22 protein-coding genes and 1 tRNA gene are annotated in these 22,043 nt (G+C 70.2%); 13 read left to right on the forward strand and 10 right to left on the reverse strand.

Going from position 1 to position 22,043, the window contains the following annotated elements; genetic code table 11:
* Window positions 1-2 precede the first annotated feature (2 nt).
* Entirely contained in the window at window positions 3-458 is a 456-nt protein-coding gene (locus QSK34_RS21425; protein ID WP_285586024.1) for a RidA family protein, read from the reverse strand.
* Entirely contained in the window at window positions 455-610 is a 156-nt protein-coding gene (gene sp36 / locus QSK34_RS21430; RefSeq protein ID WP_137246435.1) for a Sp36 family protein, read from the reverse strand. The genes QSK34_RS21425 and sp36 overlap by 4 nt, the downstream gene beginning before the upstream one ends.
* 62 nt (window positions 611-672) lie before the next feature.
* On the opposite strand from sp36, the gene bagA reads away from it, so the two are divergent.
* Together bagA and bagB are read left to right on the forward strand one after the other, a co-directional pair.
* A complete protein-coding gene (bagA, locus tag QSK34_RS21435) occupies window positions 673-1,653 on the forward strand; it encodes an ATPase BagA (RefSeq protein ID WP_030456249.1) in 981 nt (326 codons plus the stop codon).
* Window positions 1,650-2,768 (forward strand): ATPase BagB, encoded by a 1,119-nt coding sequence (gene bagB / locus QSK34_RS21440; RefSeq protein ID WP_285586025.1) that lies wholly within the window; start codon window positions 1,650-1,652, stop codon window positions 2,766-2,768. Before bagA ends, bagB begins: the two co-directional genes overlap by 4 nt.
* Window positions 2,769-2,771: 3 nt before the next feature.
* Here bagB and QSK34_RS21445 read toward each other — a convergent pair whose 3' ends face one another.
* Window positions 2,772-3,068, reverse strand: coding sequence for a WhiB family transcriptional regulator (locus tag QSK34_RS21445; protein WP_030456252.1), 297 nt, complete (start codon window positions 3,066-3,068; stop codon window positions 2,772-2,774).
* Window positions 3,069-3,355: 287 nt separating this feature from the next.
* Between QSK34_RS21445 and QSK34_RS21450 the strand changes: the two genes are divergently transcribed.
* A complete protein-coding gene (locus QSK34_RS21450) occupies window positions 3,356-5,560 on the forward strand; it encodes a transglycosylase domain-containing protein (RefSeq protein WP_353051410.1) in 2,205 nt (734 codons plus the stop codon).
* A gap of 62 nt (window positions 5,561-5,622) precedes the next feature.
* Here the strand turns inward: QSK34_RS21450 and QSK34_RS21455 are convergent, their stop codons facing one another.
* Window positions 5,623-6,078 (reverse strand): GatB/YqeY domain-containing protein, encoded by a 456-nt coding sequence (locus QSK34_RS21455; RefSeq protein ID WP_030456254.1) that lies wholly within the window; start codon window positions 6,076-6,078, stop codon window positions 5,623-5,625.
* Window positions 6,079-6,159: 81 nt separating this feature from the next.
* On the opposite strand from QSK34_RS21455, the gene QSK34_RS21460 reads away from it, so the two are divergent.
* The 3 genes from QSK34_RS21460 to QSK34_RS21470 all read left to right on the forward strand — a co-directional run bounded on the left by QSK34_RS21460 (window position 6,160) and on the right by QSK34_RS21470 (window position 9,402).
* On the forward strand, window positions 6,160-7,062 hold the full coding sequence (locus QSK34_RS21460) for a metallophosphoesterase (RefSeq protein ID WP_285586026.1): 903 nt from the start codon (window positions 6,160-6,162) through the stop codon (window positions 7,060-7,062).
* A gap of 46 nt (window positions 7,063-7,108) precedes the next feature.
* Window positions 7,109-7,182, forward strand: a tRNA-Pro gene (locus tag QSK34_RS21465).
* Between the two features lie 231 nt (window positions 7,183-7,413).
* Window positions 7,414-9,402 (forward strand): alpha/beta fold hydrolase, encoded by a 1,989-nt coding sequence (locus QSK34_RS21470; RefSeq protein ID WP_285586027.1) that lies wholly within the window; start codon window positions 7,414-7,416, stop codon window positions 9,400-9,402.
* 69 nt (window positions 9,403-9,471) lie between these two features.
* On the opposite strand, the gene QSK34_RS21475 is transcribed toward QSK34_RS21470, so the two are convergent.
* A complete protein-coding gene (locus QSK34_RS21475) occupies window positions 9,472-10,323 on the reverse strand; it encodes a helix-turn-helix domain-containing protein (protein ID WP_285586028.1) in 852 nt (283 codons plus the stop codon).
* A 155-nt stretch (window positions 10,324-10,478) separates the two neighbouring features.
* On the opposite strand from QSK34_RS21475, the gene QSK34_RS21480 reads away from it, so the two are divergent.
* The 5 genes from QSK34_RS21480 to QSK34_RS21500 all read left to right on the forward strand — a co-directional run bounded on the left by QSK34_RS21480 (window position 10,479) and on the right by QSK34_RS21500 (window position 15,899).
* Window positions 10,479-11,324 carry an SDR family NAD(P)-dependent oxidoreductase gene (locus tag QSK34_RS21480; RefSeq protein WP_285586029.1) on the forward strand — a complete coding sequence of 282 codons (846 nt, stop codon included), beginning with the start codon at window positions 10,479-10,481 and terminating at the stop codon, window positions 11,322-11,324.
* A gap of 114 nt (window positions 11,325-11,438) precedes the next feature.
* Window positions 11,439-11,885 (forward strand): (2Fe-2S)-binding protein, encoded by a 447-nt coding sequence (locus tag QSK34_RS21485; RefSeq protein ID WP_161479765.1) that lies wholly within the window; start codon window positions 11,439-11,441, stop codon window positions 11,883-11,885.
* Window positions 11,878-12,858 carry an FAD binding domain-containing protein gene (locus tag QSK34_RS21490; RefSeq protein ID WP_285586030.1) on the forward strand — a complete coding sequence of 327 codons (981 nt, stop codon included), beginning with the start codon at window positions 11,878-11,880 and terminating at the stop codon, window positions 12,856-12,858. The genes QSK34_RS21485 and QSK34_RS21490 overlap by 8 nt, the downstream gene beginning before the upstream one ends.
* A complete protein-coding gene (locus QSK34_RS21495) occupies window positions 12,855-15,062 on the forward strand; it encodes a xanthine dehydrogenase family protein molybdopterin-binding subunit (protein WP_285586031.1) in 2,208 nt (735 codons plus the stop codon). Before QSK34_RS21490 ends, QSK34_RS21495 begins: the two co-directional genes overlap by 4 nt.
* Before the next feature lie 57 nt (window positions 15,063-15,119).
* The gene (locus QSK34_RS21500) at window positions 15,120-15,899 is read left to right on the forward strand and encodes a hypothetical protein (RefSeq protein WP_285586033.1); all 780 of its coding nucleotides are present in this window, start codon (window positions 15,120-15,122) and stop codon (window positions 15,897-15,899) included.
* On the opposite strand, the gene QSK34_RS21505 is transcribed toward QSK34_RS21500, so the two are convergent.
* Window positions 15,896-17,188, reverse strand: coding sequence for a serine/threonine-protein kinase (locus QSK34_RS21505; protein ID WP_285586034.1), 1,293 nt, complete (start codon window positions 17,186-17,188; stop codon window positions 15,896-15,898). The two genes, QSK34_RS21500 and QSK34_RS21505, sit on opposite strands and share 4 nt — an antisense overlap.
* 79 nt (window positions 17,189-17,267) lie before the next feature.
* Between QSK34_RS21505 and QSK34_RS21510 the strand changes: the two genes are divergently transcribed.
* On the forward strand, window positions 17,268-17,870 hold the full coding sequence (locus QSK34_RS21510) for a TenA family protein (protein ID WP_285586035.1): 603 nt from the start codon (window positions 17,268-17,270) through the stop codon (window positions 17,868-17,870).
* Between the two features lie 4 nt (window positions 17,871-17,874).
* Here the strand turns inward: QSK34_RS21510 and QSK34_RS21515 are convergent, their stop codons facing one another.
* The 4 genes from QSK34_RS21515 to QSK34_RS21530 all read right to left on the reverse strand — a co-directional run bounded on the left by QSK34_RS21515 (window position 17,875) and on the right by QSK34_RS21530 (window position 20,791).
* Entirely contained in the window at window positions 17,875-18,714 is an 840-nt protein-coding gene (locus QSK34_RS21515) for a PhzF family phenazine biosynthesis protein (protein WP_285586036.1), read from the reverse strand.
* 8 nt (window positions 18,715-18,722) lie between these two features.
* Window positions 18,723-19,172: a DUF3307 domain-containing protein gene (locus QSK34_RS21520; RefSeq protein WP_285586037.1), complete on the reverse strand. Its 450-nt coding sequence runs from the start codon at window positions 19,170-19,172 to the stop codon at window positions 18,723-18,725.
* An 84-nt stretch (window positions 19,173-19,256) separates the two neighbouring features.
* Window positions 19,257-19,913, reverse strand: coding sequence for a Crp/Fnr family transcriptional regulator (locus tag QSK34_RS21525; RefSeq protein ID WP_161479756.1), 657 nt, complete (start codon window positions 19,911-19,913; stop codon window positions 19,257-19,259).
* Window positions 19,910-20,791 (reverse strand): LLM class flavin-dependent oxidoreductase, encoded by an 882-nt coding sequence (locus tag QSK34_RS21530; protein WP_285586038.1) that lies wholly within the window; start codon window positions 20,789-20,791, stop codon window positions 19,910-19,912. The genes QSK34_RS21525 and QSK34_RS21530 overlap by 4 nt, the downstream gene beginning before the upstream one ends.
* A 105-nt stretch (window positions 20,792-20,896) precedes the next feature.
* On the opposite strand from QSK34_RS21530, the gene QSK34_RS21535 reads away from it, so the two are divergent.
* Window positions 20,897-22,036, forward strand: a complete 1,140-nt coding sequence (locus QSK34_RS21535) for an MFS transporter (protein WP_285586039.1) — start codon at window positions 20,897-20,899, stop codon at window positions 22,034-22,036.
* Window positions 22,037-22,043 lie beyond the last annotated feature (7 nt).

The raw sequence follows: 22,043 nt of genomic DNA on the forward strand, positions 1-22,043 counted from the left end.
AACTATCGGATCTCCGCGATCAGCTCCACCTCGACCGGGGCATCGCGGGGCAACACGGCCACGCCGACCGCGCTGCGGGCGTGGGCGCCCTGGAAGACCTCGCCGAGAAGCTCGCTGGCCCCGTTCACGACCTGCGGCTGGCCCGTGAACGACGGGTCGGAGGCGACGAAGCCGACGACCTTGACGATGCCGGCCACCTGCGACAGGTCGCCGACGACCGACTTCAGGGCCGCGATCGCGTTCAGCGCGCAGACCTTGGCCAGCTCGTAGGCCTCCTCGGGGGTGACCTCGGCGCCGACCTTGCCCGTCTTCAGCAGTTCCCCGCCCGCGATCGGGAGCTGGCCCGAGGTGTAGACGTGGGCGCCCGAGCGGACCGCCGGGACGTAGGCCGCCAGCGGGGCCGCCACCTCGGGCAGCGCCAGGCCGAGGGCCGACAAGCGGTCTTCGGGGCTGCTCACGCCTTGGCCCGCTTCATGTAGGCCACGAGCTGCTCGGGGTTCGGGCCGGGGACGACGGCCACGAGCTCCCAGCCGTCTTCGCCCCAGTTGTCGAGGATCTGCTTGGTCGCGTGCGTCAGCAGCGGCACGGTCACGTACTCCCACTTCGTCATGGCGGAAGGCTATCGATACTCCTCGGCGTATCGGGAAATGGCGTTTGGGTAGCCTCACGGGTGTGAGATCTCGCGACACCGACTGGGACGGAGTACGTCTCCATGTCGTGACCGGCAAGGGCGGCACCGGCAAGACGACCGTGGCCGCCGCCCTGGCCCTGGCCCTCGCGGCCGGCGGCCGCAAGGTGCTGCTCGTGGAGGTTGAGGGCCGCCAGGGCATCGCGCAGGTCTTCGATCTTCCACCGCTCCCCTACGAGGAGCGCAAGATCGCGGTGGCGCCGGGAGGCGGCGACGTACACGCGCTCGCCATCGACCCCGAAGAGGCCATGCTCGAATACCTCGAGATGTTCTACGGGCTCAAGCGCATGGGCAAGGCGCTGACCAAGATGGGCGTCGTCGACTTCGCCACCACGATCGCCCCCGGCCTGCGCGACGTCCTGGTGACCGGCAAGACCAGCGAGGCCGTCAGGCGCCGCGACAGGACCGGCAAGAGGGTCTACGACACCGTCGTCATGGACGCCCCGCCCACCGGCCGGGTCACCCGCTTCCTGAACGTCACCCAAGAGGTGGCCGGCCTGGCCCGAGTTGGTCCGGTACGCACCCACGCCGACATGGTGCGCGGAGTGGTGGCCTCGCCCGAGACGGCTGTGCACTTCGTCACCCTGCTGGAGGAGATGCCCGTCCAGGAGACCCTCGACGGCGTCGCCGAGCTGCGCGCGGCCAAGCTGCCCGTCGGCGGGATCTTCGTCAACATGGTGAGGGCCGTCGACCCCACCCTCGCCGGGCCCTTCGACCTGGCCGAACTGGCCATGGGCGTGAAGGCGGCCGGCCTGGGCGACGACGGCAACGCGGCGGTCATCGCCGAGGCGCTGGCCGGAGAGGTCGTCGAGCAGCAGCGCCGGGCCGAGCTGGAAAGAACCGAGCGTGACGCGCTGGAGACCGCCGGGGTGCCACGATATGAACTGCCCCTGCTGGCGGACGGCGCCGACCTCGCGGGCCTCTACGAACTCGCCGAAGCGATCCGCACGCAAGGAGCCGCATGACCTCGCCCGAGCTTGACCTCGACGGCATCATCGACGATTCGGGCACCCGGATCGTGGTGTGCTGCGGGTCGGGCGGCGTCGGCAAGACCACCACGGCGGCGGCCCTCGGGCTGCGGGCGGCCGAGCGGGGCCGCAACGTCGTGGTGCTGACCGTCGACCCGGCGCGGCGGCTGGCCCAGTCGATGGGGCTGACCTCGCTCGACAACACCCCGCGCAAGGTCGCGGGGGCCGAGGGCGAGCTGTTCGCCATGATGCTCGACATGAAGCGGACCTTCGACGAGATCATCGAGGCCCACGCCGACCCCGAGCGGGCCCGCCAGATCCTGACGAACCCCTTCTACCAGTCGCTCTCGTCGAGTTTCTCCGGCACGCAGGAGTACATGGCCATGGAGAAGCTCGGCCAGCTCCGGCGGTCGGGCGAATGGGATCTGATCATCGTCGACACGCCGCCCTCGCGGTCGGCGCTCGACTTCCTCGACGCGCCCGAGCGGCTGGGGCGGTTCCTCGACGGGAAGCTGATCAGGCTGCTGATGGCGCCCGCCAAGGCGGGGGGGCGCAGCGCGTTCAAGATCCTGAACGCCGGGTTCGGGCTGGTGGCCGGGGTGCTGACCAAGGTGCTCGGCGCCCAGGTGCTGAAAGACATCCAGACGTTCGTCTCCGCGCTCGACGCCGTCTTCGGTGGATTCCGCCAGCGGGCGGAGCAGACCTACAAGCTGCTGCAGGCGCCCGGCACCGCGTTCATCGTGGTGGCCACGCCGGAGCGTGACGCGATGCGGGAGGCCTCCTACTTCGTGGAGCGACTGGCCGAGGAGCGGATGCCGCTGGCCGGTCTGGTGATCAACCGGGTGCACCGCTCCCCGGCTCCCGATCTGTCCGCGGCGCGGAGCACCGCCGCCGCGGAAGATCTGGAGTCGCGTGGTGAGCACGAGCTGACCGCCGCCGTGCTGAGACTGCACGCCGGACGGATGCAGCTCGCCGCCCGCGAGCACCGGGAGCAGGAGCAGTTCGCCTCGGCCCACCCCACTGTGCCGGTCACCCGGGTGCCCGCGATGTCTCAGGACGTACACGACCTCGACGGGTTGCGTGAGATCGGGGAGCTGCTCGCCAAGCGCTGAGGGTCAGCCGGCGATCAGCTCGTTCGTCCGTTCGTATTCTTCCTTCGCCATCTCCAGCAGGTCGCGCCAGGAGTCGACGTCGGGCCGACGGCGCAGGAGGGCGCGCCTTTCCCGTTCGGTCATCCCGCCCCAAACCCCGAACTCGATGCGATTGTCCAGCGCATCGGCGAGGCATTCGGTCCGGACAGGGCATCCTCGACAGATCAACTTCGCCCGGTTCTGCGCGGCGCCCTGAACGAACAGAGCGTCAGGGTCCGCACCTCGACAGGCGGCACGGGAGGTCCAATCCGTGATCCACATTTTTCGACCCCACTCCCCTTAGGTGGTCAGTCGTGACTTCTGGGGCCGACGGGCGCGGTCGCCGAGCCTCCTTATTCAGTTGCCGCAGAGGAGAACGTACGAGACGCGGAGTCCGAATGGACAGACCCGCAGGGACCAAATTTGGCGGCCGGTCGTGTCCGGGTATGACTAGTCATGCCAAGCGCGGGTAATGCGGCGTGGTGCGTTTGGTACCGAATCTCCCCTTGCTTCGACGTACGCTTAGCTCCGTGCAAGCTTCAGGCAAAGCCCGCTTCGGGAACGCGATCTTGACCCTCGTCAAGCTCATCGCCGCCGCCTCCATGGCCGGCGTGCTGGTCGCGGCCGTCGGGCTGCCGGCCATCGGTGGAGCCGGCTTCGGCGCGAAGTCAGGCGTCGAGTCCTTGCGCATCGAGGCGGAGGAGCTCAACGAGCCCCCGCTTCCCGAGAAGACCGTGCTGCTCGACAACGACGGCAAGCAGATCGCGCAGTTCTATTTCCAGAACCGCGAGTCGGTGCCGCTGAGCAAGATCGCGCCGGTGATGCAGCAGGCGATCATCGCGATCGAGGACTTCCGGTTCTACGAGCACGGCGCCCTCGACATCGAGGGCACGATCCGCGCGATGACGAAGAACTTCTTCGGCGGCGGGGTCGTGCAGGGCGGCTCGTCCATCACGCAGCAGTACGTGAAGCTGGTCATCTTCAACTCGGCCGAGACCGAGGAAGAACAGCTGAAGGCGATCGAGGCGACGTACACGCGGAAGCTCAACGAGATCCGCTACGCCATGGCGATCGAGAACAAGTACTCCAAGGACGAGATTCTCAACCGCTACCTGAACATCTCCTATTTCGGCGACGGCGCCTACGGCATCGAGGCGGCGTCCAAGCGCTTCTTCGACAAGCACGCGTCGGAACTGGAGCTGCACGAGGCCGCGACGCTGGCCGGCGCGGTGCAGAACCCGAGCCAGACCGACCCGGGCCGGGGCAAGGAGTTCCGCGCGCGGCTGCTGGCCCGCCGCAACACCGTGCTCGACCGGATGGCCGAACTCAAGAAGATCACCCCGGAGCAGGCGCTCGCGGCCAAGCAGCAGAAGCTCGGCTACAAGGGCGAGAAGATGCCGGGCGGCTGCGAAGACAGCTCCTACCCCTACTTCTGCCTGTACGTCCAGAACGACATCCTGAACAACCCCGACTTCGGCAAGACCGAGAAGGCCCGGCGCGACTTCCTGAACCGCGGTGGCCTGACCATCCGCACCACGCTCGACCGGAAGATGCAGAAGGCGGCCGACGACACGATCAGGAAGTACGTCTACCCGACCGACGAGCAGGTCGCCGCCCAGGCGCTGGTCGAGCCCGGCACCGGCGCGATCAAGGCGCTGGCCGCCAGCCGCAAGTTCGGTGACAACAAGAAGAAGAACGAGATGAGCTACAACCTGGCGGCCAACCGTGCCCATGGCGGCGGTTCGGGCTTCCAGGCGGGCTCCACGTTCAAGGTGATCACCCTGCTGACCGCCCTCGACGAGGGCATGAAGCTGAACGACGGCTTCGCCACCGGCAAGACGTACGACATCCCGACCAACGCGTTGTCGCCGTTCCGCGACTGCAAGGGCAACCGGACCGGCGAGACCCACCAGGTGTTCAACTCCAGCGAGGGCGCGGGCGGCTTCAACACCCTCCAGACCGGCACCTGGGGCTCGGTGAACACGTTCTTCATGAAGCTCGAGGAGCACGTCGGCCTCTGCAAGGTCGTCAAGATGGCCCAGAAGCTCGGCATCCAGCGCGCCGACGGCGAGAAGCTGCGCGAGGTGCCGACCTTCACCCTCGGCGTCAACGAGATGGACCCGGTGACGGTCGCCAACGCCTACGCCACGATCGGCGCCCGCGGCAAGTACTGCGCGCCGATGGTCATCACCGAGATCGTCGACCGCGACGGCAAGGCCACCAACTACAAGCCCGACTGCGACCAGGTGCTCGACGAGAAGGTCGCCGACGCGGCCAGCTCGATCCTCAGCGGCGTCTTCACCAAGGGCACCATGACGGGCGTCGGCGGCATCGGCCGCGACGCGGCCGGCAAGACCGGCACCACCGACGGCTACACCGCCGCCTGGTTCGCCGGCTACACCCCCGACCTCGCGTCGGCCGTCAGCATCGGCGACCCGCGCGGCGCCTTCAAGTACGACCTGACCGGCGTCACCATCGGCGGCAAGCCCTTCCCGTACGTCTACGGCGCCTCCATCTCGGGCCCGATCTGGAAGTACACGATGCTGAAGGCGCTGAAGGGCGTGCCCGCCACGGACTTCACGCCGGTCGACATGTCGGAGTTCGGCGGCTGCTCCGCCGGCTTCTGCCAGCCCAAGCCGAAGCCCAAGCCCGAGCGGGGCGGCGACGGCCCCGGCGACCACCGGGGCGGCGACAACCGGGGCAACGACGACGGCGGCGGCCCTCCGCCCGCCGACAACAACGGCGGCGGCGTGATCATCCCGGCCACCGACTGACCAAACGGCTGAGGGCCCTTCCCCGATCGGGGGAGAGCCCTCAGCCGTCGTGTACGGGAAGATCAGCCCGCCAGCCGCGCCTTCACCGCCGCCGCGACCCGGCCGCCCTCGGCCCGCCCCGCGACCTTCGGGTTGACGACCTTCATGACCTGGCCCATGGCCTGCGGCCCCGCCGCCCCGGTCTCGGCGATCGCCTCGTCGACGAGCGCGGCCAGTTCGGCGTCGGAGAGCTGGGCCGGAAGGTACTCCTCCAGCACGGCCTGCTCCTCCAGCTCGGCCTTCGCCTGCTCCTCACGCCCCGCCCCGGCGAACGCCTCGGCCGCCTCGCGGCGCTTCTTGGCCTCCCGGGTGAGAACCTTGACGATCTCGTCGTCGCTCAGCTCACGGACGGCCTTGCCCGCGACCTCCTCGACGTTGATGGCGGCCAGCGCCATGCGGATCGTCCGCAACCGGATGTCGTCACGAGCCTTCATCGAAGTCGTGAGGTCGGCCTTCAGCCTGTCTTTCAGAGCGCTCATGGCCCACTATCTTGCCGTGTCCCAGCCGGGGATCTCTCCGGGTTATCCCGGGCCCACCCGGCGTTCGGGCATGATTGGGATGTGCGGAAAGTCGTAGCGGTACCTCTGGGAGTGGTCGGTCTCGGGCTCGCCGGGCTGGGCTACGCGTCGATCGTCGAACGCAACTGGTTCAGACTCCGGCGCTTCGAAGTGCCGGTTCTCGACCCCGGCCGCCGCCCCGTGAAGATCCTGCAGATCTCCGACCTGCACCTCACCCCGGGCCGCACGCGCCTGATCAACTGGGTGCGGTCCCTGTCGCGCCTGGAGCCCGACCTGGTGGTCAACACCGGCGACACGATCTCCCACCCGGACGCGATCCCCGCGTACATGCGGGCCGTCGAGCCCTTCCTCGACCTCCCGGGCCTGTTCGTGTACGGCTCCAACGACATGTACTCGCCGCATTTCAAGAACCCGGCCCGCTACCTGTGGCGGACGTCCAAGACCGACAGCAAGAAGCGGAACATCCCCGACCTGCCGTGGCTGGAACTCGGCACGGCCATGACGTCGGCCGGCTGGCTCGACATGAACAACACGACGGCCCGGCTGAAGGTCGGCGACCTCGACGTGGCGGTCGGCGGGATCAACGACTCCCACATCGACCTTGATCGCTATGACCGAATCGCGGGGCCCGCTCCCTCTGACGCCGATCTGCGCCTTGGGGTCATGCACTCTCCCGAGCCCCGGAACATGACGCGGTTCGCGGCCGACGGCTATCAGCTGCTGCTGGCCGGGCACACGCACGGGGGGCAGGTCTGCATCCCCTTCTACGGGGCCCTGGTGACCAACTGCGGGATCGATCGGGCTCGGGTGAAGGGTTTGTCCCACCACGAGGCGGCGTGGCTCCACGTGTCGGCTGGGCTCGGGACGTCTCCCTTCGCGCCCGCCCGGTTCGCGTGCCCGCCGGAGGCGACGTTGCTGACTCTGGTGCCGCGCGTGGCGCGATGACGCAAGCGCGGCGAAAGTCCGCTAGACTCAACGAGGCAGAAAGCACCGGGGTGTAGCGCAGCTTGGCAGCGCGCTTCGTTCGGGACGAAGAGGTCGTGGGTTCAAATCCCGCCACCCCGACGGTGTAGTACCAGGTAAAGGGTCTGATCCACTTCGTGGGTCGGGCCTTTTTCTGTTGCCGAGATGGGCGCCGATCACTGCTGACCCATGCGCTGCTGCGCAAGGTGGATGCCTGAGCCGCTACGAAGGCGGCAGGGTAGTGCTGCCCCTACCTCCGATACACCGGCTGGCGTCAGCGAGCCGCCGACCCATTCGCACCAGACTCGCTCCTGACACCCAGGAGAGGTCGGCATGAACACCTCCGGATCGACGCCCGCCAGAATCATCGCGCTGGCGACCATGACCCTCGCCACCCTTGCCCTCGGCTACCTGGGCGTCCGAGATACGACGACACCGGCGGCCTCCCCCACGGCCAAGGTCGGCACACTGATCCTGAACCCCTGCACGTACGAGACTGAATCCGGAGCGCTCCCAGCGGACTGCGGCACCCTGACCGTGCCGGAGAACCACGACGTTCCCGGCTCTCGGCCGATCACGCTGCCGGTGAACCGCATCCGGGCCACCGGGCCTGACCCGGCCGAGCCGATCTTCCGTCTCGCGGGCGGGCCCGGCCAGACGAACATGACCTTCAAGGAAGCCGCTCGCCTCTCTGACCGGCACGACATCGTCCTGGTCGGCTACCGCGGCATCGACGGTTCCTTCGTCCTCGACTGTCCTGAGGTGACCACGGCGATGCGGCACTCCGCCGACCTCTCCGGATCCGACACGACCCGCCGCACCTCCGAGGCCCACGCCGACTGTGCCCGGCGCCTGACCGAGGGCGGCGCCGACCTCGACGGATACTCGCTGCCGCAGCGCGTGGAGGACCTGGAGGCCGTCCGCCGCGCACTGGGCTACCAGCGGATCAACCTGATCAGCCAGAGCGTCGGGACCCGCACCGCCATGATCTACGCCTGGCGCCATCCGAAGTCCATCCACCGGTCGGTGATGATCGGCGTGAACCCGCCCGGCCACTTCCTCTGGGACCCCACCATCACGGACGACCAGTTCGCCCGATACGCGCGGCTGTGCGCCCAGGACCAGGCATGCGCGGCGCGCACCGAAGACCTCGCCGCCTCCATGGAGGCGACCGCCGCCCACCTGCCCGGCAGGTGGGGGCCCCTGGCCGTCAAAAGCGGCAACGTCCGCGCCGCGACGCTGATCGGCATGGTCAACTCCACCCGATTCGCCGCACCGCTCAACGCGCCCTCGATACTCGACGCCTGGCTGGCCGCCGCCGAAGGCGATCCAAGCGGGCTCTGGGCCATCTCCCTGCTCGCCGATCTGACCATCCCGACGTCTTTCATCTGGGGAGAGTCCGCCGCGACCACCATGATCGACGCCGCGCCGGTCGACCGCTACTACGCCGCGGGGGGCGACCAGGGCTCGATCCTCGGCAACGCGGGCGCGGATCTGCTGTGGGCCGGCGGTGGGCTCACCAGGGCGTGGCCGTCCAGCCCCGACAACCGTGAATACCAGGAGGTCCGCCCGACCGACGTCGAAACGCTCCTGATCAGTGGCACCGTCGACTTCACCACACCCGCCGAACTGGCCACCAGGGAACTGCTGCCCGCACTGCGCAACGGCTACCAGGTGATCCTGGCCGAACTGGGGCACACCACCGACTTCTGGCGCTACCAGCCTGAGGCCAACCGGCGGCTGCTGACCACCTTCTTCGACCACGGCAAGGCCGACACTTCCGGATACACCACCCACACGGTCGACTTCCGGGTCGGCACGCTCAGCCTGCCGAACATCGCCAAGATCCTCGTAGGTTCGCTGACCGGACTCACGCTGGCCGCCGCCGCCCTGCTCGCCGGGATGGCCCGCCGGGTGCGCCGCCACGGTGGCTTCGGGCCCAGAACCGGCACCTGGCTGCGTGTGCTGACCCCGGTGATCCTCGGCCTCGGCGGCTGGTCCCTGGCCGTGCTGGCCGTGTCGATCCTCTGGCCGGCGGCCTACCTCGGCGACCCGCTCGTCACCGTACCGCCCGTCGGCGCCGCCATCGGCTACGGCGCCTACTGCGCCTGGACCCGCCGCGACCGGACCTCCCGGCAACGGCACCGGGGCCTGGCCGCCGCACCGGCCGCGGCGCTCGCCGGAGCCTGGCTGGGGTCCTCCGCCGCGAACGGCCTCCCCAGCGTAACGACCGCGATCGTCGGCGCCGCCCTCGCCGCCAACCTCACCCTCCTCGCCCTCGACATCATCGGCGACCGCGCCGCCCCACTGCCGGAGCGCTGATCCACCGTTCCGCCGATGGGCCGCGGCCTTGAGATCGTTCGACTCGGGAAACCCAACAGGGCTGATTGCTCAGATCCGGTCGCCGGACAGTGCCCAGCTGGTCAGAAGCCGCATGGCCTCGTGTGAAGCCGTTCCCGCCTCCGTGGTGTAGACGAACAGGGTCTGGTCCGGGTCGCCCGGCATCGTGAGCGTCTCGTACTCCACCGTGAGCTCTCCCACGACAGGGTGCCGCAGGCGTTTGGACCCGAAGGTCCGCTGATAGACCCCGTGCTCCTCCCACCACCGCCGGAACTCGGGACTGCGCTCGGAAAGCTCGGCCACCAGCTCCTCGGCGGCCCGGTCCCCAGGGTCGTGCCCGACGTCCAGACGCAGGCTCTCCACGGCCGCGCGGGCCTGCACGTCCCAGTCGAGGAACAGGTCGCGGGCCTGGTCGGTGAGGAACATCCACCGGGCGTAGTTGCGCTCGCGGGGACGGAGGGCGTCGAAGTCGCTGATCAGGGCTCTGGCCATGCGGTTGGTGGCCAGGACGTCGGTCCTGCGGCCGAGGATCAGCGCGGGGGTGCCTTCGAGGGAGTCGAGGAACTGGTGCAGGCCGGGGCGCACCCTCTGCACGGTCGGGACGCGGCGGCGGGTCCCGGTGGCCGGTCCGATCAGGTGGCCGAGATGTTCGCGGCCGGCCGCGTCAAGGCCGAGCGCGCGGGCGATCGCGTCGAGGACCCCTGCCGACGGGGTGATGCGCCGTCCCTGCTCCAGCCGCGTGTAGTAGTCGGTGGACACCCCCGCCAGCAGCGCGACCTCCTCGCGGCGCAGGCCCGGGACCCGGCGGATGCGGTCATCGGCCGGGAGGCCTGCGCGGGACGGGTCGACTCTGCTGCGGGCCCGCCGGAGGAAATCCGCGAGCTCCCTGTTCTCGGCCGCCATGGCCTCATCCTGCCAAAAAACGTCCTGGGCGAGCCTGGATCGGCCGTACCTAGGACGCGGCGTCCCAGGACGCAGGGGGCCGGATATGGCGCCGGATCGAGCCCTCCCGCGGCGAAGACTGGAGTCACGTCCCACCGCATGAAGGAGAGATTCACATGACCACCACTGCGACCTGGTTCGTCACCGGCACGTCTCGCGGGCTCGGCCTGGAGCTCGTGCGCCAGCTGCTCGAAGCCGGTCACAACGTCACCGCGACCACCCGTTCCACCGAGCGCCTCACCGAGGCCCTGGCCGGGGTGGACACCTCCCGGCTGCTGGCTCTGGAGGTCGACCTCGCGGACGAGGCCGCGGTCGCCGACGCGGTCCGCCGCACCACCGAGCGCTTCTCGCGCCTGGACGTGGTGGTCAACAACGCCGGTTACGGCTTCCTCGCCTCGGTCGAGGACACCACTGACGCCGACGCCAGGCGGATGTTCGACGTCCAGGTCTTCGGGGTCTGGAACGTCCTGCGGGCCGTGCTGCCGATCTTCCGGACGCAGAAGAGCGGCCACGTCGTGAACGTCTCGTCCGTGCTGGGCCTGGTCTCCGTCCCGGGCTGGGGTCTGTACTGCGCGGGCAAGTTCGCGCTGGAAGGTATGAGCGAGGCGCTCGCGGCCGAGGTCGCGGAGTTCGGCGTCAAGGTCACCCTCGTGGAGCCGGGCTACTTCCGCACCAGCTTCCTGACCACCGACTCGCTGGCCCTGCCGACCTCGACGACGGAGGGGTACGAGGCCATCCGCCAGATGACCGACGACCACCTGAACCTCCAGGGCAGCCAGCTCGGCGACCCGGTGAAGGGCGCCGCCGCGATCATCTCGATCGTGGCGTCGGGCGACGGACCGCTCCGCCGGCTCCTGGGGTCCGACGCCTACTCCTACGCCACCGGCAAGGTGCGGGCGCTCCAGGCGGACATCGAGGCCGGACGCGAACTGGCCCACAGCACCGACTTCCCGCAGTCCTGACACGAGCGTGCCAGGAGCAGGTCAGATCTCCCCCATGGGCGCGTTGATCCTCGTCCGTACACACTTGTGACGGTCCCCACCTCGATGGTTAGCGTCGCTACAAAGGGGGACCTCATGACCACGCTGACCGTCAACGGCACGGAATATCCGCTGGACCTGGCCGACCCCAGGGTCACTCTTCTCGACGCCCTCCGCGACAGGCTCGATCTCACCGGCACCAAGAAGGGCTGTGACCAGGGCGCCTGTGGCGCCTGCACGGTCCTCTCCGACGGGCGGCGCATCCTGGCGTGTCTCACGCTGGCGGCGCAGTGCGACGGCCGGGAGATCACCACGATCGAGGGCCTGGAGTCCCATCCGATGCAGGACGCGTTCGTCCGGCATGACGCCTTCCAGTGCGGCTACTGCACGTCGGGGCAGATCATGTCGGCCGTCGCGCTGCTGGGGGAGAACAGGGCCGGTACGGATGCCGACATCCGCGAGTACATGAGCGGCAACCTGTGCCGCTGCGGGGCCTACTCCAACATCGTCGCGGCCGTCCGGGAGGTGGCCCGGAATGCGTGAGTTCCGCTATGAGCGGCCGGCCACGGTCGCCGAGGCGATCAGGGCGGTCTCCCATGATCCGGAGGCCGACTTCCTGGCGGGCGGCACGACCGAGGTCGACCTGATGAAGGACGGCGTGTTCCATCCCGACCTGCTGGTCGACATCACCCGGCTGCCGCTGCGGGGGGTGCGCAGGAACGGCACGATGCTGCAGGTGGGGGCGCTGACCACCATGGAGGAGCTGGCGGCCGACCGCACCCTCGTGGAGCGGGCGCCCTTCGTCGTGGAGGCGCTGCTGCGGGGGGCGTCGGCGCAGTTGCGCAACATGGCGACCATCGGCGGCAACCTGCTCCAGCGCACCCGCTGCCGCTACTTCCGCGACCCGGCCGTGCCCGCGTGCAACAAGCGGGAGCCCGGGTCGGGCTGCGAGGCGGTCAACAGCGTGGCGCGCATGCACGCGATCCTCGGGGCGAGCCCCGCCTGCATCGCTCTGCACGCCTCCGACCTGGCGGTGCCGCTGGTGGCGCTCGACGCGGTGGTGCACATCCAGAGCGAGGAGGGCGAGCGGCTCGTCCCGCTGACGCAGTTCTACCTGATGCCCGGGGAGACGCCGGACCGGGAGAACGTGCTGCGCCACGGCGAGCTGATCACCGCCATCGACATCCCGCTGCCGCCGCCGGGGACCCGGTCGATCTACCTGAAGATCCGCGACCGGGCCTCGTACGAGTTCGCGCTCACCTCCGCCGCCGTCGCGGTGATCATGGACGGTGCGGTGATCAAGGAGGCGCGGGTCGCCATGGGCGGGATCGGGACCATCCCGTGGCGCGGCTTCGAGGCCGAAGAGGTGCTGCGCGAGGCCCCCGCCACCCCCGACACCTTCCGGAGCGCGGCCGACGGCACGATCCGCGACCCGTTCGTCGTGCCGGGCACCGCGTTCAAGGTCGAACTGGCCAAGCGGACCCTGATCCGCGCCCTCACGGAGGTGACCTCGTGACGACGATCCAGCAGCCGCGCATCCTGGGGGCGGGCGTCAACCGCGTCGACGGCCCTCTCAAGGTGACCGGCCAGGCCAGATACCCCAACGACTTCAACCTGCCCGGCATGGCCTACGCCGCCGTGGTGCGCTCGACCATCCCCTCGGGGCGGATCAGGCGCATGGACACGACGGCGGCCGAGAAGTCGCCCGGCGTGCTCGAAGTGATCACCCACGAGAACGCCGACCACCTGGGCGAGGCGCCGGCGACGTTCATCAAGAACCCGCAGCCCCCGCTGCAGGACGACGTGATCCGCTTCTACGGCCAGTACATCGCCGTCGTCGTCGCCGACACCCAGCAGAACGCCACCGCCGCCGCGCGCCGCATCGAGGTCGAGTACGACCGCCACGAGGCCCTCCTCGACCCGCACGACCCCAGGGCCGAGCGCATCAAGGACCCGTGGGGGGAGGACACCGCCTGGGGCGACGTCAGGACGGCGCTCAACCGGGCCCCGGTGATGATCGACCAGACGTACACGACCTCGGAGAACACCAACAACCCGCTGGGGCTGTTCACCACCGTCGCGTCGTGGGACGGCGACACCCTGACCCTGCACGACTCCAACCAGTGGCCCAACATGATCCAGCAGGTGGTGGCCGCGATGTTCGGCGTCCCGCGAGACGCCGTGCGGGTGCTGACGCCGTTCGTCGGCGGCGGGTTCGGCGCCGGGCTGCGCTGCTGGTCCCACATCCCGCTCGCGGTGATGGCCGCCCGGCACGTCGGCCGCCCGGTGAAGCTGGAGCTGACCCGGCCCGAGATGTTCACCGGCCTCGGTCACCGCACCGCCAGCATCAACTGGATCAGGCTGGGCGCCACCCGCGACGGCCGGCTGACCGCGATCGAGCACGAGAGCCTCACCACGCTCCCGCTCGACGGCGACGAGTACGAGCCCTGCTCCTCGGTCTCCACCTGGTCCTACGCCAGCCCCAACGTCACCACCCGCGACCAGCAGGTCCGGCTCAACATCCCGTGGACGAACTTCATGCGCGCCCCCGGCGACGCCCAGGGCAACTTTGCGCTGGAGTCGGCCATCGACGAACTGGCGTGGGAGGTCGGGCTCGACCCGCTGGAGATACGCCTGCTGAACTACGCCGAGGTCGACCCGAAGACCGGGCGGCCGTGGTCGAGCAACGCGCTGCGGCAGTGCCTGGAGGTGGGCGCGCGGCGGTTCGGCTGGTCGGAGCGGAACCCGGAGATCCGGTCGATGCGCGACGGGCACGAGCTGGTCGGCTACGGCGTGGCCGGGGTGAGCTTCTTCTGGTACCAGCAGCCGTGTTCGGCCAGGGTGATCGTCAAGGGCGACGGCTCGGCCTACGTCCGCAGCGCGGTCACCGACATCGGGACCGGGACGTACACGATCATGGCGCAGCTCGCGGCCGGGCTGCTCGGGCTGGAGGTCGACCAGGTCGAGATGCAGCTCGGCGACTCCTCGATGCCGGTGGGCACCGCCGCCGGCGGCTCGGGGCTCACGGCGGCGCTCGGCAGCGCCGTGCACGACGCCTGCGGGCGGCTGATCCAGAAGTTCGTCGACCTGGCCGGGACCGACCCGTTCTCGCCGCTGGCCAACGTGCCGTTCGAGGACGTCGAGGTGTCGGAGGGCCGCCTGTTCCGCAAGGGCGAGCCGACGCGCGGGGAGTCGCTGGCCCGCATCCTGGCCGTCCACGGCCTGACCGAGTTGTCGGCCGACGGCAGCTCGACGCCGAACTCACCCGAGCAGCTCGGGATGACCCCGGCCGGGGCACGCGGCGCCCGGTTCGTGGAGGTGCGCGTCGACGAGGACCTCGGGCGGATCAGGGTCGCCCGGATCGTCACGGTCAACGACGGCGGCCGGATCCTCAACGAGAAGCTGGCCCGCAGCCAGATCCTCGGCGGGACCGTCGGCGGCGTCGGGATGGCGCTGTTCGAGGAGACGGTGACCGACAAGGACACCGGCCGCATCGCGAACGCGACCTTCGGCGACTACCTGATCCCGGTGAACGCCGACATCCCCGACGTCCACATCGAGTTCGTGGGGGAACCCGACGCGTTCAACCCGATCGGGGTGAAGGGCATCGGCGAGATCGGGCTGGTCGGCGTGGCGCCCGCCATCGCCAACGGGATCTTCCACGCGACCGGGAAGCGGATCAGGGCGCTGCCGATCACCATGGACATGCTCATGGACTGATCGGGGGTTGAGCGGCCGGAAAGCCGACTGCAAGCCGGAGTGCGCACCATTGGTGACATGAAGGCCGCTCTCCCCCTCGCCCTCGCCCTCCTCGCCCTGACCGGTTGCGCCGCCGTCTCCGGCGAACAGCCGGCCACCACCGTCGTCAGCACCGCGACCCCGGACGCCGCCGAACCCACCCAAGCCGCCGAACCCGCCGAGGAGTCCGCCGAGTCGTCCTCGGACGTCGTCGCCGACGGCGCCGAGATCTCCGCCGAGCTCACCCGGGCCGGGCAGCGGGACGTCTACCCGCTCGACCTGGGCGACGCCCGCGAGTTCTACGTGACCGACATGTCCGGCGACGGCATCGAGTTCCAGGTCGTCTCCGAGGTCGACGGCCAGCCGATCAGCCCGTCGGGGTTCGCCCTCGCGTGGGGCTCCACCGTCGTGAAGCTGACCAAGACCGGAGCACACCGTCTTGAGGTGTACGGCCAGACGAACGTCGTCGGCCCCTACAGCTTCCGCGTGGCCACGGTGAAGGTCCGCGACATCCCCACCACGATCGGCCTGAACGTCAACGGCCAGCTCGACGTGCCCGGCCGGATCGACCGCTACGAGTTCGACTCCGACGGCGCGACGGCCATCAAGCTCATCGGCGGCAACGGCGCCTGCCAGGCCATCGAGCTGGAACTCGTCGACGCGGCCGAGAAGAGCGTCGCGACCGCACGCCAGCCGATCCCGCTCTGCGGCTACGAGGCGCCCATCCCGCTCGCCAACGGCGACGGGGCCTACGCGCTGGTGGTCAGGTCGGGGGCGGCCAAGACCGGCGGGTACACCTTCCAGATCGCGCGGGCCTAACCCTTGGTCAGCGTGCCCTCGTAGAGGGCGGAGCCGCCGCCCTCCTGGCCCTCGAAATTCAGCGTGCCCGGCTCGGTCAGCGTGAGGGTGATGTCGCCGCCCACACACTGGCCGAGCTGCACGACGGACATCTCCAGGATCTCGCCGTTCCTGCGGGTCGTCCGGAGCCGGACGTCCTGCTCGCAGTCGTCGCGCCGCCAGGTGCCGTTCTGGGCGCCGCCTTCGAGGACGAGCGTGACCGAGGCGCGGTCGGCGCCCCCGTCCCGCAGGACGTCGCCGCTCCAGGTTCCGGCGAAGGAGGCGGGGACGCCCTCCCCGGCGGTCCGGGTCTGGGACGTCGGGCCGGGCTCCGTCTGAGCGCGGGTGCCCGGGTCGTCGTTGAGGGCGGTCCACAGGATCCCGATGGTCACCGCGACGGCGAACCCGATGCCCGCGGCGGCGGCCAGGCTCGGGCCGCTGCGCCGCCGCTTCTCCGTCAGCACGGCCGTCTGCGGCCCCACGCCGATCAGCATCACCCACAACTCGTGGGCCGTGGGCCGGGCCTCCGGGTCTTTGGCCAGGCAGCGGGCCAGCGTCTCGCGTAAGGGCGACGGCACGCCGTCGAGACGAGGAGCGGTGTTGAGGATGCGGCTGAAGACGGCCGCGACGGTGTCGTTGCCGAAGGGCGGCTCGCCGGTCGCGGCGTAGACCATGGTCGCCGCCCACGAGAACACGTCGGCGGCGGCCGATCCGTGGACGCCGCCCAGCTGCTCGGGGGCCATGTAGGGCGGCGTGCCGGAGATGGAGGTCGGCAATGTGGCGGCGTCGGCGAGCTGGGCGATGCCGAAGTCGACCACCCGCGGGCCGTCGGGCCCGAGCAGCACGTTGGCCGGTTTGAAGTCGCGGTGCACCACCCCGGCGCCGTGGATGGCCGCCAGGGCGGCGGCGGTGTTCACGGCCAGCCGTTCGAGCTCGCCCTCGCGCAGCGGCCCCCGGTCGCGCACCCGGTCGTGCAGGGACGGCCCGTCGATGAACTCGCTCACCACGAAGGGCGCGGCCACGTCCAGTTCGGCGTGCAGGACCCGGGCGGTGCAGAAGGGCGCCACCCGCCGCGCCGACTCCAGCTCGCGCGCCAGCCGCCGCCGGATGGCGGGATCGGCCCCGCCGCGCAGCAGTTTCACGGCCACACGCTCGCCCGTGGAGGAGCGGGCTTCGTACACGATGCCCTGGCCGCCCTCGCCGAGACGCCCGACAAGCTCGAAGGCGCCCAGGACGGGCGGGTCACCCGGCTCCAACGGGCCAGCGGGCATGGGTCCTCCCGGGGCGCACACGACGTCCACACCATAGCGCCCGGGGGAAACGTCGGACGTGGCGGGTAAAAATGGGAGCGTGTCGCTTTCCACCGAACTTCACAACCTCGGCCGTCCCCTCGTGGAGCGGCAGCTGGCCCATCCGACCGTCCGGGGGATCGCCGACGGCAGTCTGCCCGAGGCCACCTTCCGGGCCTGGCTGGAACAGGACTACCTGTTCCTGCTCGACTACGTCCGGGTCTTCTCCCGGCTCGCCTGGCAGGCCCCCGACGCCCACCTGGGCGACCTGGTCGACCTGGCCTACTCGACCTTCCACGACGAACTCGCGCTCCACCGGTCGATGTCGGCCCGCTACGGAGCCGACCTCAACACGGCCACCAAGGGCAAGGCCTGCGCCGCCTACACCGAGTTCCTGCTCGACAGCGCCGCCCATTACGGAGAGGGGCTGGCGGCGCTCTATCCGTGCATGTGGGGCTATTCGACCCTCGGCCAGGCCCTCGCCGAGACGGCCGCGCCGCGCTACCGGGCGTGGGTGGAGACCTACGCCGACCCGGGCTTCCAGGCCCTCACCGAACGCATCGCCAAGATGATCGACGAGGCCGACGTCCATCCGGGCCGGGCCCGGGAGCTGTTCCTACGGGGCATGGAACACGAGATCGCCTTCTGGGACGTCACCAACTAGCCGATCAGGTCTCCGTGAAGCGCACGGCTCGGCCGCTGACCCTGATTCGCTGGTCGTCTGTCAGCGGGGCGGCGGTCAGCAGGCTCGGGCGGCCCATGTCGGCGCCCTGGTGGATGGTGACGACGTCGTCTTCCTTGATCAAGGCCAGGTCGCGCAGGTAGCCCGTGAAGGCCGCGGCGGCGGCGCCCGTGGCCGGGTCTTCCACCACACCCCCCGGCGGGAACGGGTTGCGGGCGTGGAAGACGGTCGGCGACTCGGCCCAGAAGAGGTTCACGGTGATCCAGTCGCGGGCCGCCATCAGTGCGCCGAGGGCCTCGAAGTCGTAGTCGAGGGCGGCCAGCAGTTCCCGGGAGGCCAGGCCCATCACCAGGTGGTTCATGCCGGCGTTGGCGACGTGCACCGGGAAGGCCGGGTCGAGGTCGGCGGCGCTGTAGCCGAGGGCGCGCAGGGCCGCTTCGACGTCGGCGGGGTCGGCCGGGCGGGTGGTCGCGGGCGGCGAGGTGAGGGTGGCGGTGACCGGGCCGTTGGGTTCGGCGACCACGTCGACGTCGACGGGGCCGGCCTTGGTCGTGAGGTGGATGGTGCCCGATCCGGTGCGTTCGCCGATGGCCACCGACGTCGCGATGGTGGCGTGGCCGCAGAAGGCGACCTCGGCCAGCGGGCTGAAGTAGCGGATCGTGTAGCGGTCGTCCCCCTCGGGGAACAGGAACGCCGTCTCGGAGTAGCCGACCTCGGCCGCGATGGCCAGCATCTCCGCGTCGGTGTGGCCCGCCGCGTCGAGGACGACCCCGGCCGGGTTGCCCCCTGACGGGTCGGCGGTGAAGGCCGCGTACCTGAGGATCATGACGCCCCCTAGACGATGATCAGTGCCGAGACGAACAGCCAGGCGAGATGCCAGGTCTGGTCAAGAACATACGCCCCCGTCCCGATGGACGGGTTGTCGTCATGGCCGGGACGCGGCACGCCGAGCGCGGCGAACCTGCCGCGGCCGGTCCTGGCGGCGAGCCACTGGATCGGCCAGCGGCGGTCGGCGATCCAGTGGGTGACCCCCGTGACGGCCAGGCCGATCGCGACGTCGGCGGGGGCGAAGACCGCGCCGAGCTGCCAGACCAGCACCATCAGGCCGGCCAGGGCGAGCACGACGTGGGTGAGGACGTGGGTGGTGTTGGCCAGCCGTCCGGCCCAGCCGGGCTTGATCTTGGTGCACGCCTGGTGGTCGGTCTGGATCCAGTGATCCACGATCATGTGGGTCGTGTAGAGCGTGACATAGACGGCGGCGAACTCCGCCAGGGGGTCGCTCATGTCCACATCCGTCCTTCCCGCACCATTCCGCAACATGATCGACAGTAGGGCGGGCTGCCGGGAAGTTCTGTGAACCAGTACTCACTACGACTGACGTGCGCGGCGCCGCAGTCCGTCCATGTCATTGATAAGTACGCGCCGGCGGCCCGTCTCGATCAGACCTCGATCACGCAATCCGCGAAGCGCCTTGTTGACGGCCTCCCGGGAGGAGCCCACCCAGCTCGCCAGTTCGTCCTGGGAGAGCGGCAGTTCGAGGCTGACCCCGCCCGGCACCGGCTCGCCGTAGCGCTCGGCCAGCTCCACGAGCCGGTTGGCGACCCGGACGGCGGTGTCGAGCACGCCGTACTCGATCCGCTTGCGGTCGGCGTCGCGCAGGCGTTCGGTGACGGTACGCATGATCAGCACCGCGACGCGGCCGTTCTCCCGCAGGAACCCGGCGAAGTCGCGGATGGCCAGGCCCTCGACCGGCTCGACCGCGGTCACCGTGGCCGACCGGGGCTGGCCGTCGATGGAGGCCATCTCACCGACGACGGCTCCGGGGCCGCGTACGGCCAGCACCACGTCGGTGCCCGATTCGGTCGCGGCCGAGATCTTGACCTTGCCCGAAAGGACCAGCAGCACCCACGTGGAGGGGTCGCCCTGCGTGAAGACGATCTCGCCACGGGCCCAGGTGCGGGTCCGGCCGCGCGCCCGCAGGTCGATCTGCTCCTGGGGGGTGAGCTTGTCGAACAGCTCCGTCATGGCGCCCTTCGTAGTTCCGGCAGCACGTCTGCCGCCACCGCGTCGAGGACCGATTCGTCTCCGGCCCAGATGCCAGTCTCGCGCGGCCAGGGCGCGGCCAGGTCGGTGTAACCGAGTTCGGCAGACCTTCCTACAAAATCGCGATAACACTCGACACTCGACAACGAATAGACGGGGGCGGAGTCCGACTGCAGGAACCGCCGCACGCCCTCCCGCGGACGCCCCAGGTCGGCGAGCACGTCGTCGAACCGGCGCGAGGCCTCGGCGACGGCGGCCCACCAGGCGTCGAGCGTCTCCTTTCCGCGTCCGCCCAGGGTCACCCAGCCGTCGCCGAACCGGGCGGCCAGCGCCATGGCCTTGGGGCCGTCGGCCGCCACGAGGAACGGCAGGCGCGGGCGCTGCACGCAGCCGGGCGTGTTGCGCGCCTCGACGGCCTCGTAGTAGTCGCCCGACCACGACACCCGCTCCTCGCGCAGCAGCAGGTCGAGCAGTTCGACGAACTCGGCGTAGCGGGCGTGCTGGCTGGCGGGTTTCCAGCCCAGCACGCGGGAGTCGTAGTCGCCCCGGCTGCCCGCGCCGATCCCGAGCGTGAAGCGGCCCTGGGAGAGGTCGTCGAGGGCGGTGAGCTCGCGGGCGAACGGCACCGGGTGGCGGAAGTTGGGCGAGGAGACCAGCAGGCCGATCTCGATGGTCGAGGTCACCATCGCGGCGGCCGACAGGGTCGGCACCGAGCCGAACCACGGGCCGTCGACCAGGGTGCGCCAGCCCAGGTGGTCGAAGGTCCAGGCGTGGGCGAAGCCGTAGGCCTCGGCGGCTCGCCAGCGGCGTTCGAGCTCGGGGCGGCGGTGTTCGGGCAGGATCGTGATTCCGGCACGCATCTAACCATCGTGACATGCGGGCCAAATCCCCACATTTCCGATCGGTCTTTTAACCTGGTCGGGTTTGCGTGCCCTCCCCTCCCTGACCGATCGAGAGGACACCTGTTGGCCCCCGACCTCACCAGGGCCCGATTAGGAACGACGTCGTCCTTCGTGCTGTGCGGGATCATGTCCGGCACGCTGACGGTGCGCGTCCCGGCCATGACCGACACCGTCCACCTCACCAAATCGCAACTCGGCATCGTCCTGCTCGCGTGGGCGGTCGGCGGGCTGCTGGCCATGCAGGGCTCCCGGCCCATGTTGCGCCGGCTGGGCAGCGGCCGGTCGCTCACCCTGTCGATGCCGCTCAGCGCGCTCACCCTGGCCGGGGTGGCGCTGGCGCCCGACTACGTCACGCTGATCGTCGCGGCCGCCGCGTTCGGCATGGCCGTGGGCCTGTTCGACATCTCGATGAACGCCCAGGGCGCGGTGGCCGAGAACGCCTCGGGCCGGTCGCTGATGAGCGGGTTCCACGCCGGGTGGTCCATCGGGGCCATCGCGTCGGGGGCCATCGGGATCGGCGCCATCCGGCTGGGGTTGTCGTTCCGCGACCACCTGCTGCTCGTGGCGGTGGCCAGCCTGCCGATCGCGGCGGCGCTGGCGCGCACGTACCTGCCCGACCCCGGCAGCGACGACGGCGGCGCGGCGGTGCGCCGGCGGTTGCCCCCCGTGGTCTACGTGCTCGGGGTGGTGGTCTTCGCCGCGTTCATGATCGAGGGCATGGTCGGCGACTGGAACGGTCTCTATCTGCGCGACGTGCTGGGCGCCCCCGAGTCGCTGGCCGCCCTCGGCTATCCCCTGTTCGCCGGCGGCATGCTGGCCGCCCGGCTGGCCGGTGACCGGCTGCGCAGACGCTACGGCGCCGCCGCGTGCCTGCGCTTCGGCGGGCTCGTGGTGGCGTTGTCGTTCGGGGTGATGATCACGGCGCCGGTGGCGGAGGTGGCGCTGGTCGGGCTGCTGGTCGCCGGGGTGGCGATGGCCACCGTGATCCCGTTCGCGCTGTCGCTCGCGGGTGGGGCGGACCCGGCGCAGTCGGGGCCTGCCATCGCGCAGACGGCCGCCATCGGCTACGCCGGGTTGCTCCTCGGACCAGTCCTGATCGGGTTCCTCGCCGACGCGACGTCGCTTCGGCTGGCCCTTTCTGTGGGACTGGTCCTCGGAGCGGTGATCTGGTTGTCGACCCGTTACCTACCGGCCGACTCCTGAATCATCA

Origin of the sequence: Herbidospora sp. NBRC 101105 (assembly GCF_030269205.1) — a bacterium.
GTDB classification, from domain to species: domain Bacteria; phylum Actinomycetota; class Actinomycetes; order Streptosporangiales; family Streptosporangiaceae; genus Herbidospora; species Herbidospora solisilvae.